This window comes from Pantoea sp. B_9 (genome assembly GCF_008632015.1).
In the GTDB taxonomy this organism is placed as follows: Bacteria; Pseudomonadota; Gammaproteobacteria; order Enterobacterales; family Enterobacteriaceae; genus Pantoea; species Pantoea dispersa.
In genome coordinates, this window is sequence record NZ_VWVL01000008.1 from 171,300 (window position 1) to 186,514 (window position 15,215).

16 protein-coding genes are annotated in these 15,215 nt (G+C 58.5%); 7 read left to right on the forward strand and 9 right to left on the reverse strand.

Going from position 1 to position 15,215, the window contains the following annotated elements; translation table 11 throughout:
* Positions 1-28: 28 nt before the first annotated feature.
* Genes nirC through nirB form a run of 3 tightly spaced genes read right to left on the reverse strand, consistent with a single transcriptional unit; the run spans position 29 to position 3,726 of the window.
* A complete protein-coding gene (gene nirC / locus F3I21_RS20455) occupies positions 29-832 on the reverse strand; it encodes a nitrite transporter NirC (protein WP_058780172.1) in 804 nt (267 codons plus the stop codon).
* A gap of 30 nt (positions 833-862) precedes the next feature.
* Complete coding sequence (gene nirD, locus F3I21_RS20460; protein ID WP_021507431.1) at positions 863-1,189, reverse strand: nitrite reductase small subunit NirD; 327 nt, start codon at positions 1,187-1,189, stop codon at positions 863-865.
* Positions 1,186-3,726: a nitrite reductase large subunit NirB gene (nirB, locus tag F3I21_RS20465; protein ID WP_150059659.1), complete on the reverse strand. Its 2,541-nt coding sequence runs from the start codon at positions 3,724-3,726 to the stop codon at positions 1,186-1,188. The genes nirD and nirB overlap by 4 nt, the downstream gene beginning before the upstream one ends.
* A gap of 235 nt (positions 3,727-3,961) precedes the next feature.
* Between nirB and F3I21_RS20470 the strand changes: the two genes are divergently transcribed.
* Positions 3,962-5,245 (forward strand): cytosine deaminase, encoded by a 1,284-nt coding sequence (locus F3I21_RS20470; RefSeq protein ID WP_058759296.1) that lies wholly within the window; start codon positions 3,962-3,964, stop codon positions 5,243-5,245.
* Positions 5,246-5,293: 48 nt separating this feature from the next.
* On the opposite strand, the gene tsgA is transcribed toward F3I21_RS20470, so the two are convergent.
* The gene (gene tsgA / locus F3I21_RS20475) at positions 5,294-6,472 is read right to left on the reverse strand and encodes an MFS transporter TsgA (protein ID WP_021507434.1); all 1,179 of its coding nucleotides are present in this window, start codon (positions 6,470-6,472) and stop codon (positions 5,294-5,296) included.
* A gap of 261 nt (positions 6,473-6,733) precedes the next feature.
* Between tsgA and ppiA the strand changes: the two genes are divergently transcribed.
* From ppiA to F3I21_RS20490, 3 genes are all read left to right on the forward strand, one after another.
* Complete coding sequence (ppiA, locus tag F3I21_RS20480; RefSeq protein WP_021507435.1) at positions 6,734-7,306, forward strand: peptidylprolyl isomerase A; 573 nt, start codon at positions 6,734-6,736, stop codon at positions 7,304-7,306.
* Positions 7,307-7,406: 100 nt separating this feature from the next.
* The gene (locus F3I21_RS20485) at positions 7,407-7,577 is read left to right on the forward strand and encodes a YhfG family protein (protein ID WP_021507436.1); all 171 of its coding nucleotides are present in this window, start codon (positions 7,407-7,409) and stop codon (positions 7,575-7,577) included.
* Positions 7,567-8,169: a putative adenosine monophosphate-protein transferase Fic gene (locus tag F3I21_RS20490; RefSeq protein ID WP_150059660.1), complete on the forward strand. Its 603-nt coding sequence runs from the start codon at positions 7,567-7,569 to the stop codon at positions 8,167-8,169. The genes F3I21_RS20485 and F3I21_RS20490 overlap by 11 nt, the downstream gene beginning before the upstream one ends.
* On the opposite strand, the gene F3I21_RS20495 is transcribed toward F3I21_RS20490, so the two are convergent.
* A complete protein-coding gene (locus tag F3I21_RS20495; RefSeq protein WP_058759294.1) occupies positions 8,161-8,487 on the reverse strand; it encodes a DNA-binding transcriptional regulator in 327 nt (108 codons plus the stop codon). The genes F3I21_RS20490 and F3I21_RS20495 overlap by 9 nt on opposite strands.
* Before the next feature lie 154 nt (positions 8,488-8,641).
* On the opposite strand from F3I21_RS20495, the gene F3I21_RS20500 reads away from it, so the two are divergent.
* Both F3I21_RS20500 and F3I21_RS20505 read left to right on the forward strand, forming a co-directional pair.
* Positions 8,642-9,217: an aminodeoxychorismate synthase component II gene (locus tag F3I21_RS20500; RefSeq protein ID WP_150059661.1), complete on the forward strand. Its 576-nt coding sequence runs from the start codon at positions 8,642-8,644 to the stop codon at positions 9,215-9,217.
* Between the two features lie 87 nt (positions 9,218-9,304).
* A complete protein-coding gene (locus F3I21_RS20505) occupies positions 9,305-10,522 on the forward strand; it encodes an aspartate aminotransferase family protein (RefSeq protein ID WP_150059662.1) in 1,218 nt (405 codons plus the stop codon).
* On the opposite strand, the gene F3I21_RS20510 is transcribed toward F3I21_RS20505, so the two are convergent.
* Positions 10,519-12,594, reverse strand: coding sequence for a YccS/YhfK family putative transporter (locus F3I21_RS20510; protein WP_021507439.1), 2,076 nt, complete (start codon positions 12,592-12,594; stop codon positions 10,519-10,521). The genes F3I21_RS20505 and F3I21_RS20510 overlap by 4 nt on opposite strands.
* 58 nt (positions 12,595-12,652) lie before the next feature.
* Complete coding sequence (gene crp, locus F3I21_RS20515) at positions 12,653-13,285, reverse strand: cAMP-activated global transcriptional regulator CRP (RefSeq protein WP_000242755.1); 633 nt, start codon at positions 13,283-13,285, stop codon at positions 12,653-12,655.
* A 304-nt stretch (positions 13,286-13,589) separates the two neighbouring features.
* Here crp and F3I21_RS20520 point away from each other — a divergent pair, with 304 nt between their 5' ends.
* Positions 13,590-13,994 (forward strand): OsmC family protein, encoded by a 405-nt coding sequence (locus F3I21_RS20520; RefSeq protein ID WP_021507440.1) that lies wholly within the window; start codon positions 13,590-13,592, stop codon positions 13,992-13,994.
* A gap of 70 nt (positions 13,995-14,064) precedes the next feature.
* Here F3I21_RS20520 and F3I21_RS20525 read toward each other — a convergent pair whose 3' ends face one another.
* Positions 14,065-14,934: a phosphoribulokinase gene (locus F3I21_RS20525; protein WP_021507441.1), complete on the reverse strand. Its 870-nt coding sequence runs from the start codon at positions 14,932-14,934 to the stop codon at positions 14,065-14,067.
* A gap of 61 nt (positions 14,935-14,995) precedes the next feature.
* A complete protein-coding gene (locus F3I21_RS20530) occupies positions 14,996-15,214 on the reverse strand; it encodes a YheU family protein (protein ID WP_021507442.1) in 219 nt (72 codons plus the stop codon).
* Position 15,215: the final 1 nt, after the last annotated feature.

Genomic DNA, 15,215 nt, shown 5'->3' on the forward strand with positions numbered 1-15,215 from the left:
GCCCGCACGGTGCGGGCTGTGGAAGGGATTATACCGATTTCAGCGGCGAAGCCTGAGCCTGCGTCTGCGGGCGCTGCGCCTGCGGCGTGGCATACCAGTAGCCGAGGCCCATCAGCACCATGCCGGAGAACATATTGCCGAGCGTCACCCAAAGCAGGTTGTGGCCGATGCCGCTCAGCGTCAGGTCGGCGCTGTGCTGGCCAAACCACGACAGCGCAAACACCGTCATATTGGCGATGGAGTGCTCGTAGCCGGAGGCGATAAACGCCAGCAGGCACCACCAGATAGCGATGAACTTCGCGGCACCTTCGCTGCGCACCGCCATCCAGATCGCCAGACACACCAGCCAGTTGCACAGCGCGCCTTTAAAGAACAGCGCCATCGCCGTCTGCGTGGTTTTCGCCAGCGCTACGCTGTGGATCAGCGAACCGGCGTTCGGCAGCAGCGCACCAGCGGCGTAGTAGTAGAGCAGGGCGACAAACACCGAGCCGATCAGGTTACCCAGCCAGGTTTGCGGCAGCACACACCACATCTGACCGTGGCTGATGGTGCCGGCTTTGACGCCCACGGTGAGGAACATGGTATGACCGGTAAACAGCTCGGAACCGGCGATGATCACCAGCGTCAGGGCAATACCGAAGGTGGCACCCATCAGCAGTGGACGATACGCCGGGTCCGCCAGGTTGCCGAGGGTAAAGATCAGGATGATCGCCAGGCCAACGTAAGCGCCGGCCATCGCCGATCCAATCCAGAAGGCCAGCGGGCTGTGCTGCGCGGTGCGTACAATGCGCGCCGCATTGGCGGCGCAGGTGTTCAGGGTATCAGAAAACATAGTGACGTCTCATAAAGTGAAGGAATTCTGTCAGGCGCAGACTTCGACCTGGCCGTTGCTGACGCGCACCGCATAGCTCGCCACCGAGCGGCTTTCATCTTCCAGACAAACGCCATCACTCAGGCGAAAACGCTGTTTTTTCAGTGGGCTGGCGACCCACAGCGTGTGCTGGTGTTCGGCGATCAGGCCGCGCGACAACACGCTGGCTTCAGCAAACGGGTCGATGTTGCTCAGAGCGTACAGCTGCGCATCGTCGCGCGGGCGAAAGATGGCGATCTGCTGGCCGTTAACCAGCGCGCACACGCCGGTAGCGGGCAGGATTTGTGTGAGTTCACACACGGTGTACCACTGGCTCATGCGTCAGCCTCCTCGATCAGGGTAATCGCGATGCGCTCCGCCGGACGCCCCGGGCGATGTTGCTCGCGTTCACTGACGTGCTGCACCAGCGGGTCGCGCTGCGGGCTGTTAATAAACGTGGCGAAGTGCGCCTGCTGCTGCGGGTCGTTAACCGTGGCGGTCCATTCACAGCGGACGTCAGCGCGCAGACGCGTCAGCTCCTGCTCCAGCTGCGCGTTAAGGCCGAGCCGATCGTCGATAATCACGCTGCGCAGATAGTCGATGCCGCCGTCCATGCTCTCCAGCCACAGCGAAGTGCGCTGCAGGCGGTCGCCGGTGCGGATGTAAAACATCATGAAGCGGTCGAGATACTGCAGCAGCGTGTCGCGGTCGAGGTCAGCCGCCAGCAGATCGGCGTGGCGCGGTTTCATGCCGCCGTTGCCGCACACGTACAGGTTCCAGCCTTTTTCGGTGGCGATGACGCCGACATCTTTGCCCTGCGCTTCGGCGCATTCACGGGTACAGCCAGAGACGCCAAACTTCATCTTGTGCGGCGTGCGGATGCCTTTGTAGCGGTTTTCCAGCTCAATGCCGAAGCCGAGACTGTCGCCAACGCCATAGCGGCACCAGCTGCTGCCGACGCAGGTTTTCGCCATGCGCAGCGCTTTGGCGTAAGCCTGTCCGGTTTCAAAGCCGGCGGCAATCAGCTGTGACCAGATGGCCGGCAGGTCGTCGCGCTGCGCCCCAAACAGGCCGATGCGCTGTGAGCCGGTGATTTTGGTGTAAAGGTTGTACTGCCGCGCCACTTCGCCCAGCGTCATCAGCCCCTGCGGCGTGATTTCACCGCCGGCGGTGCGCGGAATCACCGAGTAGGTGCCATCTTTCTGGATGTTGCCGAGATAGAGATCGTTGCTGTCCTGTAGCGGCGTATGCTGCGGCTTGAGGATGTATTCGTTCCAGCAGGAGGCCAGCAGCGATCCGACGGTCGGTTTACACACTTCACAGCCGTAACCCTGGCCATACTTCGCCAGCAGCGCGTCATACGACTTGATCTCCTCCACGCGGATCAGGTGATACAGCTCCTGGCGCGAATAGGCGAAATGCTCGCACAGGTGATGATTGACTTCGATGCCCTGACGGCTCAGCTCAGCGTTCAGCACCTGCGTAATCAACGGGATACAGCCGCCGCAGCCGGTACCAGCGCGGGTTTCGGCTTTCAGCGCCGCCACGGTGTGGCAACCCGCCTGCACCGCGTTAACGATATCGCCTTTGCTGACGTCAAAGCAGGAGCAGATCTGCGCGCTGTCCGGCAGCGAATCGACGCCCAGCGCCGGTTTTTCGCCGCTGCCCGCCGGCAGAATCAGCAGCGCCGGGTTTTCCGGTAAGGCGATGTGATTGAGCGCCAGCTGCAGCAGATTGCCGTAGTCGCTGGTGTCGCCCACCAGCACCGCGCCGAGCAGAGTTTTGTTGTCTTCGCTGACGATCAGGCGCTTATACACGTGCTGCTGTTCATCGAGCCAGATGTAACTGCGCGCGCCCGGCGTGCGGCCATGTGCATCGCCAATGCCGCCGACATCCACGCCCAGCAGCTTGAGTTTGGCGCTCATATCGGCTCCGGCAAAGACGCTGTCACGCCCGACCAGCGCATCGCTGGCGACCTGCGCCATTTTGTAGCCCGGCGCCACCAGACCGTAAATCCGATCCTGCCAGGCGGCGCATTCCCCAATCGCGTAGATCGCCGCATCGCTGGTCTGGCAGCGATCGTTGATGGCAACGCCACCGCGCTGGCCGAGCGCCAGGCCGCACTGTTGCGCCAGCTTATCCTGCGGGCGAATGCCGGTGGAGAACACGATAAAGTCGACGTCGAGCGCGCTGCCATCGGCGAACGCCAGCGTTTTACCGCCTTTAGCGTGATGCACAATCTGCCGGGTATTTTTGCCGGTATGGACCTGCACGCCCATCTGTTCGATCTTACGCCGCAGCTGTTCGCCGCCCTGTGTATCCAGCTGTTCCGCCATCAGCACCGGTGCAAACTCAACCACGTGCGTTTCAATGCCGAGATTTTTCAGCGCGCCCGCCGCTTCCAGTCCGAGCAGACCGCCGCCAATCACCGCACCGCGTTTGCTGCGGCGCGCGCAGGCTTCTATCGCGTTGAGATCTTCGATGGTGCGATAGACAAAGCAGTCGCTGCCCTCCGCGCCGGCGATCGGCGGGATCCACGGATAAGAACCGGTGGCCAGAATTAGCGTGTCGTAATGCACCGCACGACCGGTGTTGGAGTGAATCAGCTTTTCCTCACGGTTGAGGGTAATGGCGCGCTCGCCAAGCAGCAGATTGACCTGATGCTTTTCGTAGTAGCCTTCGCGCACCAGTGAGAGTTCTTCGGCGGTGTGGTGGGAAAAATAGGCGGAGAGATGGACGCGGTCATAGGCGACGCGGGGCTCTTCACAGAAAACGGTTATCGCGAACTGCTCAGGGGCGGCTTTGTCGATCAGTTCTTCGATAAAGCGGTGGCCAACCATGCCGTTGCCAATAATAACGACACTGTGCTTGCTCATGCTTGCCTCAAAATTTGCGGGATCTGCGCCTACCTTAGCGCGCTGTTTCTGGCGCTTATTGACGTACATCAACTGCGGCTTTATATACCCATTTAGAGGTATGTTGCTGATTTTGCGCGTTTTTATCTAAGTCTTTTATTTGGCTGAAAATTACCCAATGGCGGCAGAAAAGTTGCCAGCGGCGCGGCCGTTTTTCGTGCTAGCTTAAGATGTTGCGTTTTCAGCGGAGAAGGATATGACCCAGCAAGCGTTTAAGTGGATAAACAACCTGCGCCTGGCAGGCCAACCGGGTTTATGGCAGATCGAAATTCGCCACGGCAACATCAGCGCCATCATTCCGCAGCCGCCGCACGCGGCCGCCCAGCCGGATGCGCTGGATGCCGCCGGTGGCCTGGCGAGTGCGCCGTTTATCGAGCCGCATATTCATCTCGACACTACGCAAACCGCTGGCGAACCGGCGTGGAATCAGTCCGGCACGCTGTTTGAAGGCATTGAGCGCTGGGCTGAACGCAAGGCGCTGCTTAGCCATGAGGATGTGAAGCAGCGCGCGCGGCAGACGCTGAAGTGGCAAATTGCCAACGGCATTCAGCACGTGCGCACCCACGTGGATGTGTCCGATCCCACGCTGACCGCCTTAACCGCGATGCTGGAGGTGAAAGCGGAGATGGCGCCGTGGATCGATATCCAGATCGTGGCCTTTCCGCAGGAAGGCATTCTTTCTTATCCCAACGGCGAAGCGCTGCTGGAAGAGGCGCTGCGCCTCGGTGCCGACGTGGTGGGCGCGATCCCGCATTATGAATTTACCCGCGAATATGGCGTCGAATCGCTGCACAAGGCGTTTGCGCTGGCGCAGCGCTATGACCGGCTGGTGGACGTGCACTGTGACGAGATTGATGATGAGCAGTCACGCTTTGTCGAAACCGTGGCGGCGCTGGCGCACCGCGAGGGCATGGGCGCGCGCGTCACCGCCAGCCACACCACGGCGATGCATTCGTACAATAACGCGTATACCTCGCGGCTGTTCCGCCTGCTGAAGCTGTCGCAGATTAACTTTGTCGCCAATCCGCTGGTGAATATTCATCTGCAGGGACGCTTTGACAGCTACCCGAAACGGCGCGGCGTGACGCGGGTGAAAGAGTTGCTGGAGGCGGGTATCAACGTCTGCTTCGGCCATGATGATGTGTTCGATCCCTGGTATCCGCTCGGTACCGCCAGCATGCTGCAGGTGCTGCACATGGGGCTGCACGTTTGTCAGCTGATGGGCTATGAGCAGATCGACAGCGGTCTGCAACTCATCACGCACAACAGTGCGAAAACTATGCAGCTGGCGGATTATGGCGTGCAGGTGGGCAACGCGGCCAGCCTGATTATTTTGCCTGCTGATAACGGGTTCGATGCGCTGCGCCGTCAGGTGCCGGTGCGCTATTCGCTGCGTAAGGGCGTGCTGGTGGCGGCCACACAGCCGGCAAGCAGTGAAATTTATCTCGGCGCTACCGAAGCGGTGACGTTCCGGCGTTAAGGGAGCGGGAAGGGGAATAGCGGCGCGAGGCTTCGCGCCGCTCGGGGATCAGGCAGTCTGGTGAGCGTGCTGGCGATGTTTAGTGACAAAGCCGAGCAGCACACACATCACGAACACCACCGCGTACAGCGCGTTCGCGGTGGACAGCGCCGCGTGCGCACCGCCTTTCGCCACGATCGGGCCGGTGACCACGAAGGTCAGCATGGTGCCGACGGTGCCGCAGGTGAGGATGAAGTTCACCAGCTTCGGCGATGACGCTTTGGTCTGCAGCGAGCCCAGCGTGATGATGGTGGTGTAAATGGCGCTGGAGAAGAAGCCAAGCGACATAATGATCCAGTGCAGCATGCTGGCATCGGTGGTTTTCACGAACCAGAACATCAGGCCGGTGGCCAGCAGCGCCAGCACCACCAGAATGCGTTGCAGGTCGAAGAAGCGCAGCAGGAAGCTGAACGCCCACATGCCGACCATATAGGCGGTCCAGAAGTTACCGACCAGCTGACCGGCGGCGGCGATATCCATGCCCATTGATTTGGTGGCGTATTCCGGTACCCAGGAGATGAAGCCGAGCTGGCCGAGGATGTAGCACAGTGCCGCGATCGACAGGAACAGCACGCCGATGCCCCACTTCTCTTTTTCGCCGCCCTGCACCGCGGCTTCGCTCTTCAGTACCGGGAACTCGACCATCAGCGTCAGGATGAAGATCGCCACATAGATCACGCCAATGCAGGCGTAAACCCAGTACCACGGCAGCGCGCGCGCCAGCAGAATGCCCGCGATAATCGGGAAGATGGTGCCGGCCATGCTAAAGAACGAGTCGGTAAACAGCAGACGGGAACCGCGCTGGCGACCATCGTACAGATGGGTAATCAGGAAGGTGCCGATCGACATGGTGATACCGCTGACCACGCCGAGCACGAACATGCACAGCGAGAACACCGTGAGGTTATGGCTGGTCATCAGCCCGGCCACGGCGAGGATCATCAGCACAAAGCCAAAGATCAACTGGCGCTTGAGTGGCACAATCACCATCAGCCAGGCGTTCAGGAACACCGCCGCCAGAATACCGGCGTTAAGGAAAGTGAAGGTGTTGCTCATCTCGGAGATGGGCAGCTGGAAATACTGGGCAATATTATCCAGCACCATACCGGTAACGATCACCAGTGCGCCGGTGAGCGCATAGGAGAAAAAGCTGATCCAGGTAAGGCCAATGCGATTACGGTTTGTCATGTTCTGAACCTGTGATGCGCCGACGTGGCAAAAAGTGTCATGAATTGTAAATGGATCTGTGATCGTAATAAACAAGCAGTGAAACGTGCGAGAAATATTTCATTAATAGTGTGATTTTCGTCACGCAAATGATTGCGCGACGGGAAAAGTATGACGATAGCAACATCAGCGTAAATATAGGTAAAACGCTGGCTCTTGTATTACATGCTCTTTACAATCAATCTCGTTTTTGAGCTTGCTCTCCAAGGTAAGGAATCTTTCATGCTTAAACGTACTTTGACAGCGGCGGTTGCCCTGTTAGCGCTCTCTTCTGTATCTGCTTCGGCTCTGGCGGCGAAAGGGGATACGCACGTGCTGCTCACCACCTCTGCGGGCAATATCGAACTTGAACTGGATAATCAGAAAGCCCCGGTTTCAGTAAAAAACTTTGTGGATTACGTGAATAACGGCTTCTACAACAACACCATTTTCCATCGTGTGATCCCGGGTTTCATGATTCAGGGCGGCGGCTTCACGGCGGATATGCAGCAGAAGCAGACCAACGCGCCGATCAAAAACGAAGCGGATAACGGCCTGCGCAACCTGCGTGGCACCATTTCCATGGCGCGTACCGCTGAGAAAGACAGTGCGACCAGCCAGTTCTTCCTGAACGTGGCGGACAACGCTTTTCTTGACCATGGCCAGCGCGACTTCGGCTATGCGGTGTTTGGTAAAGTAGTGAAAGGCATGGATGTGATCGACAAGATCGCCCAGGTGCCGACCAAAGATGTCGGGCCATACCAGAATGTGCCGTCAAAACCGATTGTTATCACTTCCGCGAAAGTCCTGCCGTAATCCCTCTGCGCGCCACCTCTGGGTGGCGCCGTCTGCCGCGCTCCGGCAAAGCTGAAATTTGCTCTTATACTTAGGGCACATCCTGCTTGCCGGAGGCGCTATGAGCAGCAAACTCACCGAAAAACAGAAAATCACGTTGTGGCAGCAAACCCGTGCGGCCAATTATCAGGCCAGCTGCAAACTGGCCGGTTACACGCTGAATGAACCTGCCGTCGAGAGCGCCCAGGCGGACGATCGTCTGGCATCGCTGAGGAGGCAATATGGCGGATAACAGCCTGGCGGTGCGCGATCCCTATTTGTGGCACAACGATGACGTGCTGAAAAACCTGCTGGAAATTCACGACGTGGCGCAATTGCGTAAAGCCGAGCTGGCATTCAGCGCGGCGCGGCTGGCCACGCTGGCGCTCGGACCGGCCACGCCTGGCCTGCCGCACCTGCGCCACATTCACCGCACGCTGTTTCAGGATATCTACAGCTGGGCCGGTGAACTGCGTACCATCGACATCTGGCGCGACGACACGCCCTATTGCCACTGTGAGTACATCGAGAACGAGGGCAATGCGCTGATGAGCGCACTGGAGGAGGAAGAGGGACTGTGCGACCTCGACCCGCAGACCTTCGTGGCACGCATCGCGCATTACTACTGTGAAATCTACGTCCTGCATCCGTTCCGTGCCGGTAACGGGCGGGCACAGCGCATCTTTTTCGAACAGCTGGCGCTGCACGCGGGCTATCTGCTGAACTGGGATACGCTGGAGCCTGAAAGCTGGCACCAGGCTATCATCGCCGGCGTCGGCGGCGATCTCGCGCCGCTCAACGCGCAGTTTGCGAAAGTGGTGAGTCCGGCCTCACCGCTAAAGTAATATTTCCAGCCCGTGTTTTTGCACGATGTGGAGCAATTTGAGTGAAATGCCGCCCGGGCGTTTTACTCCGCTCTCCCATTTCTGCACCGTGGAAACGCTGGTGTTGAGGTAGCGGGCAAAAACGGGCTGACTCACGTTAAGGTTTTCGCGCAGCGCTTTGATATCTCCGGCCTCCAGCGCTTTAACCTCTTCCAGACAGCGTTGGTCAAAATCCCGCATGCTCTGTTTATTCAGGGCTCCGGCTTCAAACAGGCCTGTTGCTGCACTGTGAATTGCCTCCAGGGCTGGGCTTTTTATTTTTTGCATGTGTATTGTCATCACAGCTCCGTTAGATCTAGCACCTGGTGCGAGAGTAATCAGATTCTTTTTTGACAGCTAGCGGGGATTGAGGTCGAAGGTGGTAACATTGCTTTTTTGCGACCTTTCTTGCTTGTCGCCTACCGACAGCACCCACTCAATTCATCTGTAATGTATGCTGCTGCTAATTGATAACTACGACTCCTTTACCTGGAATCTCTACCAGTACTTCTGTGAACTGGGCGCGCAGGTGCGCGTGGTGCGCAACGATGCGATGACGCTGGAAGAGATGACAGCGCTGCCGCTGAGTCATCTGGTGATCTCGCCGGGCCCCTGTACGCCGGATCAGTCCGGCGTTTCGCTCGAAGCCATTCGCCACTTTGCCGGACGGTTGCCGGTTCTCGGGGTATGCCTGGGCCATCAGGCCATCGCCCAGGCCTACGGCGCACAGGTGGTGCGCGCGCGCCAGGTGATGCACGGCAAAACCTCTGCGGTGCAGCACACCGGCCAGGGTGTGTTCCGCAACCTGAATAATCCGCTGACCGTGACGCGCTATCACTCGCTGATTGTGGCGCGCGACACGCTGCCGCCGGAGTTTGAAGTCACCGCCTGGAGCCTGCGCGACGGCGTTGCCGATGAGATCATGGGCTTCCGCCATCGTACGCTGCCGCTCGAGGGCGTGCAGTTCCATCCGGAGAGCATTCTCAGCGAGCAGGGGCATCAGCTGCTGGCGAATTTCCTCAATACGTAACTTCCGTTTGCCATCGCATGATTTTTTATGCATATTTTGTGATTATAATTTCACATCAGCTCAACAAATAACCCGATGAGGTCATCAATGGCAGCGGAAAATCTAGCGGTAAGCCGGGAAACGTTCGATAACGTTATTTTGCCTGTTTATGCACCTGCGCAGTTTGTGCCGGTCAAAGGCAAAGGCAGCCGCGTGTGGGATCAGCAGGGCAAAGAGTATATCGATTTCTCTGGTGGTATCGCGGTCACCGCGCTTGGCCATTGTCATCCGGCGCTGGTGGAAACGCTGAAAAGCCAGGGCGAAACCCTGTGGCACACCAGTAACGTGTTCACCAATGAGCCGGCACTGCGCCTCGCCAGTAAACTGATCGCGGCGACCTTCGCCGAGCGGGTATTCTTCGGTAACTCCGGTGCCGAAGCGAACGAAGCGGCGTTCAAACTGGCGCGCTACTACGCCTGCAAAAAGCACAGCCCGTTCAAAAGCAAAATTATCGCTTTCCACAACGCCTTCCACGGCCGCACGCTGTTCACCGTCTCGGTGGGCGGTCAGCCGAAATACTCCGATGGCTTTGGTCCGAAGCCGGCGGATATCGTCCATGTGCCGTTTAACGATCTGGCCGCGGTGAAAGCGGTGATTGACGACCACACCTGCGCGATTGTGGTGGAGCCGATTCAGGGGGAAGGCGGCGTGATGCCGGCAACGCAGGAATTCATGCAGGGATTGCGTGAACTGTGCGATCAGCACAACGCGCTGCTGGTGCTGGATGAAGTGCAGAGCGGCATGGGCCGCAGCGGTAAGCTGTTTGCTTACGAACACTATGGTATCAAGCCAGATATCATCACCACCGCTAAAGCGCTGGGCGGCGGTTTCCCGGTGAGCGCGATGCTGACCACCCATGAAATCGCCTCGGTGATGGCACCAGGCGTGCACGGCACCACCTACGGCGGCAACCCGCTGGCCTGTGCGATTGCCGAAACCGCGCTGGATATCATCAATACGCCCGAGGTGCTGAATGGTGTCGACGCGCGCCGTGAGCAGTTTGTCTCGGCGCTGCAGAAGATCAATCAGCAGTTCGACATCTTCAGTGAAATTCGGGGCAAAGGCCTGCTGCTGGGTGCCGTACTCAACGCGCAGCACGCCAGCAAAGCGCGCGATATCCTCAACGCTTCCGCCGCTGAAGGCCTGATGGTACTGACCGCCGGCAGCGATGTGATTCGCTTTGTGCCGTCGCTGGTGATTGAGCCGACCGATATCGCAGAAGGCATGGCGCGCTTTGCCCGGGCGATCGCGAAAGTCCTGAACTAACCTTTCGGCTTCAGCACGCTGAGCCAGCGGCCGTGATGCGGGCGCTGGCTCCACGCCAGTGAAGAAATGGTGTGCATCACATTGAGGTGCTGCAGAATGCGCTTCACATGCTGTTCGACAATCGTCACCGGCCCCTCATTCAGATTCTCCGGCGCTTCCAGAATATTGCTGTCGTTGCCCGGCCCGTCGTAAGCCAGCCGCTGCTGACAGCGCTGCAGCGCGATTTCACAGGACTGCAAATAGCGCTCCGCCAGCTTTGGCGTCAGCATGGTGTGCTCGCGCGCCAGAATGGTCATGGCGTTGATGTGCTCGACGATAAACTGGCTGTGAGTCACCCACAGGCGCATATCTTTCAGATACTGGAAGTTAAAGCCCGGCTCGGTGGACGCCTGGTTGAGCGAGTTAAACAGCGCGTTGTGCGCCTGGTTAACCTTGACGCGCTGATACGCCAGCTTCTCCGGCGCCTGCTCCGGACCGAGCAGCAGGCGCAGCGCCTCCTGATAAGCCTCCAGCGCGTCGTGCGCGTTATTGCGCAGCAGCCCGCTCTGCCACTGCGGCCATAGCCAGATCATGCCGGCGAAGGCAATCAGGCAGCCCATCAGCGTATCCATCATGCGCGGCAGCAGGAATTGCGCGCCGTTCAGCGACAGCAGCTGCAGCGAATACACCGCCGTCACCGTAAAGCCAATCATCGACCAGCCATAATATTTACGCGTGATCAGATAGCTGGCGAGGGTGATGACCAGCATGGTCAGCAGGGCAATCGACTCCGGTACGGCAAAGCGCAGCGACGCCGCGGCGATCAGCAAGCCGGCGAAGGTGCCGAGTGCCCGGTGCTGAATGCGCACGCGCGTGGCGCTGTAGCCGTTCTGGCTGACAAACATGATGGTCATCAGAATCCAGTAGGGCTTGGGAATATTGAAGAACAGCGCCAGCGCGCTGCCGAACATCAGCATCACCGCAAAGCGCGCCGCCGTCCGCAGCGCGGCAGATTTTAGCGACAGGTAGCTGCGCAGCGCCGGCAACAGCGGCAGGCGGCGCTGGCGATCGGCCATCAGGTCGCGGGTATACAGCGGCTTCTGCGTGCGCAGCACGCGCGCAATGCGGCTGAAATGGTAGAGGCAGAAATTACCGACCGGATTATCCGGGTGCTGCCGGGCAATTTTCTCCAGCGCGCCGAGCGGCTTCTCCATGTGGAAGCGTTCCGGCAGCTGGTGATAGAGAATGGCATCGGCCAGCACGCGCAGCCGTGCCGAAATGATTTTCGCGTTCCAGCGGATCACCGCCTCGGCGTGGCTTTGCTCCACCAGCTTTTGCACCTCTTCCGGCTGGTGCAGGCTGACCGAGATATGTTCCTGCAGATCGAGCGCGACCTGGAAAGCGCGCGTCAGGCGTTTATGGCTGTTATCACGGCTGGCGGACAGCATATGCATTTGCTGGTAGCAGGTGGTGATCAGATCGACCGCTTTCTGCTGGCGCGCCAGTAGCGGCGGCAGCGCTTTTTCCGGATCGGTCAGCTGCGTCAGCAGGGTGTATTTGGCGTCGCAGTAATCGGCCAGCTCGCGGTACAGCAGGCTGAGGGTCTCGCGCATCGGCTGCTCTTTCCACAGCCAGAACCAGAACCAGTTAAACAGCCCGTACCACAGCGTCCCGCCGATATACAGCAGCGGCGGGACCCACATCGGCATACGGCCGACGAGGCTTAAGGTAAAGATGGCGGCGATCAGCGTGCCGGGCAGCAAACGACCATGCAGCGGGCTGATTTCACCGGTCACGCCCACCAGCAGCGGCAACACCAGCAGAATCAGCGGCAGCGGCACAGCGTAAGCCGTGAGGTACTGAATCAGAAAACTGCCGCTGGCGAACAGTGCGCCGCCGACAATCAGCCGTTTGAAGAACCGCTTGTGTGGCGTATCCAGACCGGCGATGTTGCAGCAGGCCGGCACCAGTGAGAACAGCAACCCTTTTTGCAGATCGCCAAACAGCCAGCCGAGCGCCACAGGCAGGCACAGCACCAGCGTTTGCCGCAGCGCATAGTTAACTTCCGGATGATAGATGATTCGACGCCACATCAGCTCATCGTAAACAGAAACGGCGCGATGTTGCCATCACGCCGTGGGTGAGAAGAAATCAGCGGGTGCCGTAAACGACGATGGTTTTACCGTGTGCGGAGATCAGGTTCTGATCTTCCAGCATTTTCAGGATACGACCCACAGTTTCGCGTGAGCAGCCCACGATCTGACCAATCTCCTGACGGGTGATTTTAATCTGCATACCGTCCGGGTGGGTCATGGCATCAGGCTGTTTCGCCAGGTTGAGCAGTGTTTGCGCGATACGGCCGGTCACATCGAGGAAGGCAAGGTTGCCGACTTTTTCAGATGTTACCTGCAGGCGACGCGCCATCTGCGCCGACAGGCGCATTAAAATATCCGGATTGACCTGAATCAGCTGACGGAATTTTTTGTAGGAAATTTCAGCCACTTCGCAGGCGGTTTTCGCACGTACCCAGGCGCTACGCTCCTGGCCCTCTTCAAACAGGCCGAGCTCACCGATGAAATCCCCCTGATTGAGGTAGGAGAGAATCATCTCTTTGCCTTCTTCATCTTTAATCAGTACCGCGACGGAACCTTTCACGATGTAGTACAGCGTTTCCGCTTTCTCACCCTGATGGATGAGGGTGCTTTTGGATGGATATTTGTGAATATGGCAATGGGACAGGAACCATTCGAGTGTAGGGTCTGTTTGCGGTTTGCCGAGAACCATTCGCTATTATCCTCTGTTGTAATCGTGCCCAAAATACAGGGGGCAGTTTTCCCTGTCAGGCGGTGAAATCGTCCAGCGTTTCCCGTGAGGGACAGTTATTCGGGGGTGGATTCGTAAGCGATGCTTTTGATTCGTCCCGCTTTCGTCTTTCGTGACGAAAATATTTTCAGCACTGTTTGTAGCATAGCTTTTGCAACCTGTCTCCTGTTGTCTCGCTTCAGCAGGTGGGGGATGCGTCTGCATTGCTGTTTGTCAGGTGAAAGCGTACTCTGGCGGCAAAACCGCCGCTTCAGGAGAAAGAATAATGCAGGCACGAGTGAAATGGGTGGAAGGGCTGACCTTTCTCGGAGAATCCTCATCCGGTCATCAGGTATTAATGGACGGCAATTCCGGTGATAAAGCGCCCAGCCCGATGGAGATGGTGTTGATGGCTGCGGGCGGCTGCAGCGCGATTGACGTGGTGTCGATTCTGCAAAAGGGGCGCAACGATGTCGCCGATTGTGAAGTCAAACTGACCTCGGAACGCCGCGAAGAAGCGCCACGCATTTTTACGCATATCAATCTGCATTTTATTGTCAGCGGCAAAGCGCTGAGCGATAAAGCGGTGGCGCGCGCGGTGGATCTGTCCGCAGAGAAGTACTGCTCGGTCGCGATCATGCTGGGCAAGGGCGTCGAGATAACGCACAGCTACGAAGTGGTGGAGCTGTAATCCAGCCGGGAGCGCGGCCCTGCGCTCCCGATCTCAGCTCCTCCCAGCGAAACTGGCGCGTTAGCCTGCGCTATTCAATACGTTTTCCTTCAATCAACCGCTGCACCAGCGGCGTCATGATCAACTCCATCGCCAGTCCCATCTTGCCGCCCGGCACCACCAGCGTATTCATGTGGGAAATAAACGAGCCCTGGATCATCGCCAGTAAATAAGGAAAAGCGATGCCCTCCAGGCCGCGAAAATGGATCACCACAAAGCTCTCATCCAGCGACGGGATCTCACGCGCGGCAAACGGGTTCGAGGTATCCACGGTCGGCACGCGCTGGAAGTTGAGGTGCGTGCGGGAAAACTGCGGCGTGATGTAGTTGATGTAGTCTTCCATCGAACGCACCACCGAATCCATCACCGCTTCGCGCGAATGGCCGCGCTCGCTGGTGTCCCGCACCAGTTTCTGAATCCACTCCAGATTTACAATCGGTACCACGCCAACCAGCAGATCGACGTGTTCAGCTACGTTATGCTGCTGCGTCACCACGCCGCCGTGCAGGCCTTCATAGAACAGCACATCGGTGTTTTCCGGCAGCGGCTGCCAGGGTGTAAAGGTGCCCGGCACCTGATTCCACGGCACCGCTTCATCGTAGGTGTGCAGATATTTGCGCGACTGGCCGAGTCCGCTCTGACCATAGTCGCGGAAAGTCTGCTCCAGCAGGCCGAAGTCGTTGGCTTCCGGGCCAAAGTAGCTGATGTGACGCCCGAGGTCGCGCGCCTTACGAATCGCCATGTCCATTTCCGGACGGGTATAGCGATGGAAACTGTCGCCTTCTACTTCCGCCGCGTGCAGATCCAGCTGCTGGAAAATTTTACGGAAGGCGAGACTGGTGGTGGTGGTTCCGGCGCCGCTGGAACCGGTAACGGCTATGACTGGATGCCTGGCTGACATAACAGCGCTCCCTGTGAAGTCCGGCGATGAGCATTGTTACCACGAATTGCCGCCTGACGCATCAGCCGCGAAATTCACGCCGCGGCATAATATTGACCGATTCATGCAATTCTGACCACACCAGTACCACTTCGCCCTGCTCAAGCTGGCGGCGCACGTCGGCCACTTTCTGCGTCAGGCTGCGCTCCTGCTCGCCATAATCGGTGCCTTCACGCAGCACAAAACTTTCTATCAGGTTTTCCAGCGTTGTCGGGTCGAGTTCTTGCCAGGGAATAATCACA

Coding starts and splice junctions, on each gene's coding strand:
- F3I21_RS20510 (WP_021507439.1), bottom strand. CDS start 12,594: ATGTGGCGTCGAATCATCTATCATCCGGAAGTTAACTATGCGCTGCGG.
- crp (WP_000242755.1), bottom strand. CDS start 13,285: ATGGTTCTCGGCAAACCGCAAACAGACCCTACACTCGAATGGTTCCTG.
- F3I21_RS20470 (WP_058759296.1), top strand. CDS start 3,962: ATGACCCAGCAAGCGTTTAAGTGGATAAACAACCTGCGCCTGGCAGGC.
- nirD (WP_021507431.1), bottom strand. CDS start 1,189: ATGAGCCAGTGGTACACCGTGTGTGAACTCACACAAATCCTGCCCGCT.
- nirC (WP_058780172.1), bottom strand. CDS start 832: ATGTTTTCTGATACCCTGAACACCTGCGCCGCCAATGCGGCGCGCATT.
- F3I21_RS20495 (WP_058759294.1), bottom strand. CDS start 8,487: ATGACAATACACATGCAAAAAATAAAAAGCCCAGCCCTGGAGGCAATT.
- tsgA (WP_021507434.1), bottom strand. CDS start 6,472: ATGACAAACCGTAATCGCATTGGCCTTACCTGGATCAGCTTTTTCTCC.
- F3I21_RS20485 (WP_021507436.1), top strand. CDS start 7,407: ATGAGCAGCAAACTCACCGAAAAACAGAAAATCACGTTGTGGCAGCAA.
- ppiA (WP_021507435.1), top strand. CDS start 6,734: ATGCTTAAACGTACTTTGACAGCGGCGGTTGCCCTGTTAGCGCTCTCT.
- nirB (WP_150059659.1), bottom strand. CDS start 3,726: ATGAGCAAGCACAGTGTCGTTATTATTGGCAACGGCATGGTTGGCCAC.
- F3I21_RS20500 (WP_150059661.1), top strand. CDS start 8,642: ATGCTGCTGCTAATTGATAACTACGACTCCTTTACCTGGAATCTCTAC.
- F3I21_RS20520 (WP_021507440.1), top strand. CDS start 13,590: ATGCAGGCACGAGTGAAATGGGTGGAAGGGCTGACCTTTCTCGGAGAA.
- F3I21_RS20490 (WP_150059660.1), top strand. CDS start 7,567: ATGGCGGATAACAGCCTGGCGGTGCGCGATCCCTATTTGTGGCACAAC.
- F3I21_RS20505 (WP_150059662.1), top strand. CDS start 9,305: ATGGCAGCGGAAAATCTAGCGGTAAGCCGGGAAACGTTCGATAACGTT.
- F3I21_RS20525 (WP_021507441.1), bottom strand. CDS start 14,934: ATGTCAGCCAGGCATCCAGTCATAGCCGTTACCGGTTCCAGCGGCGCC.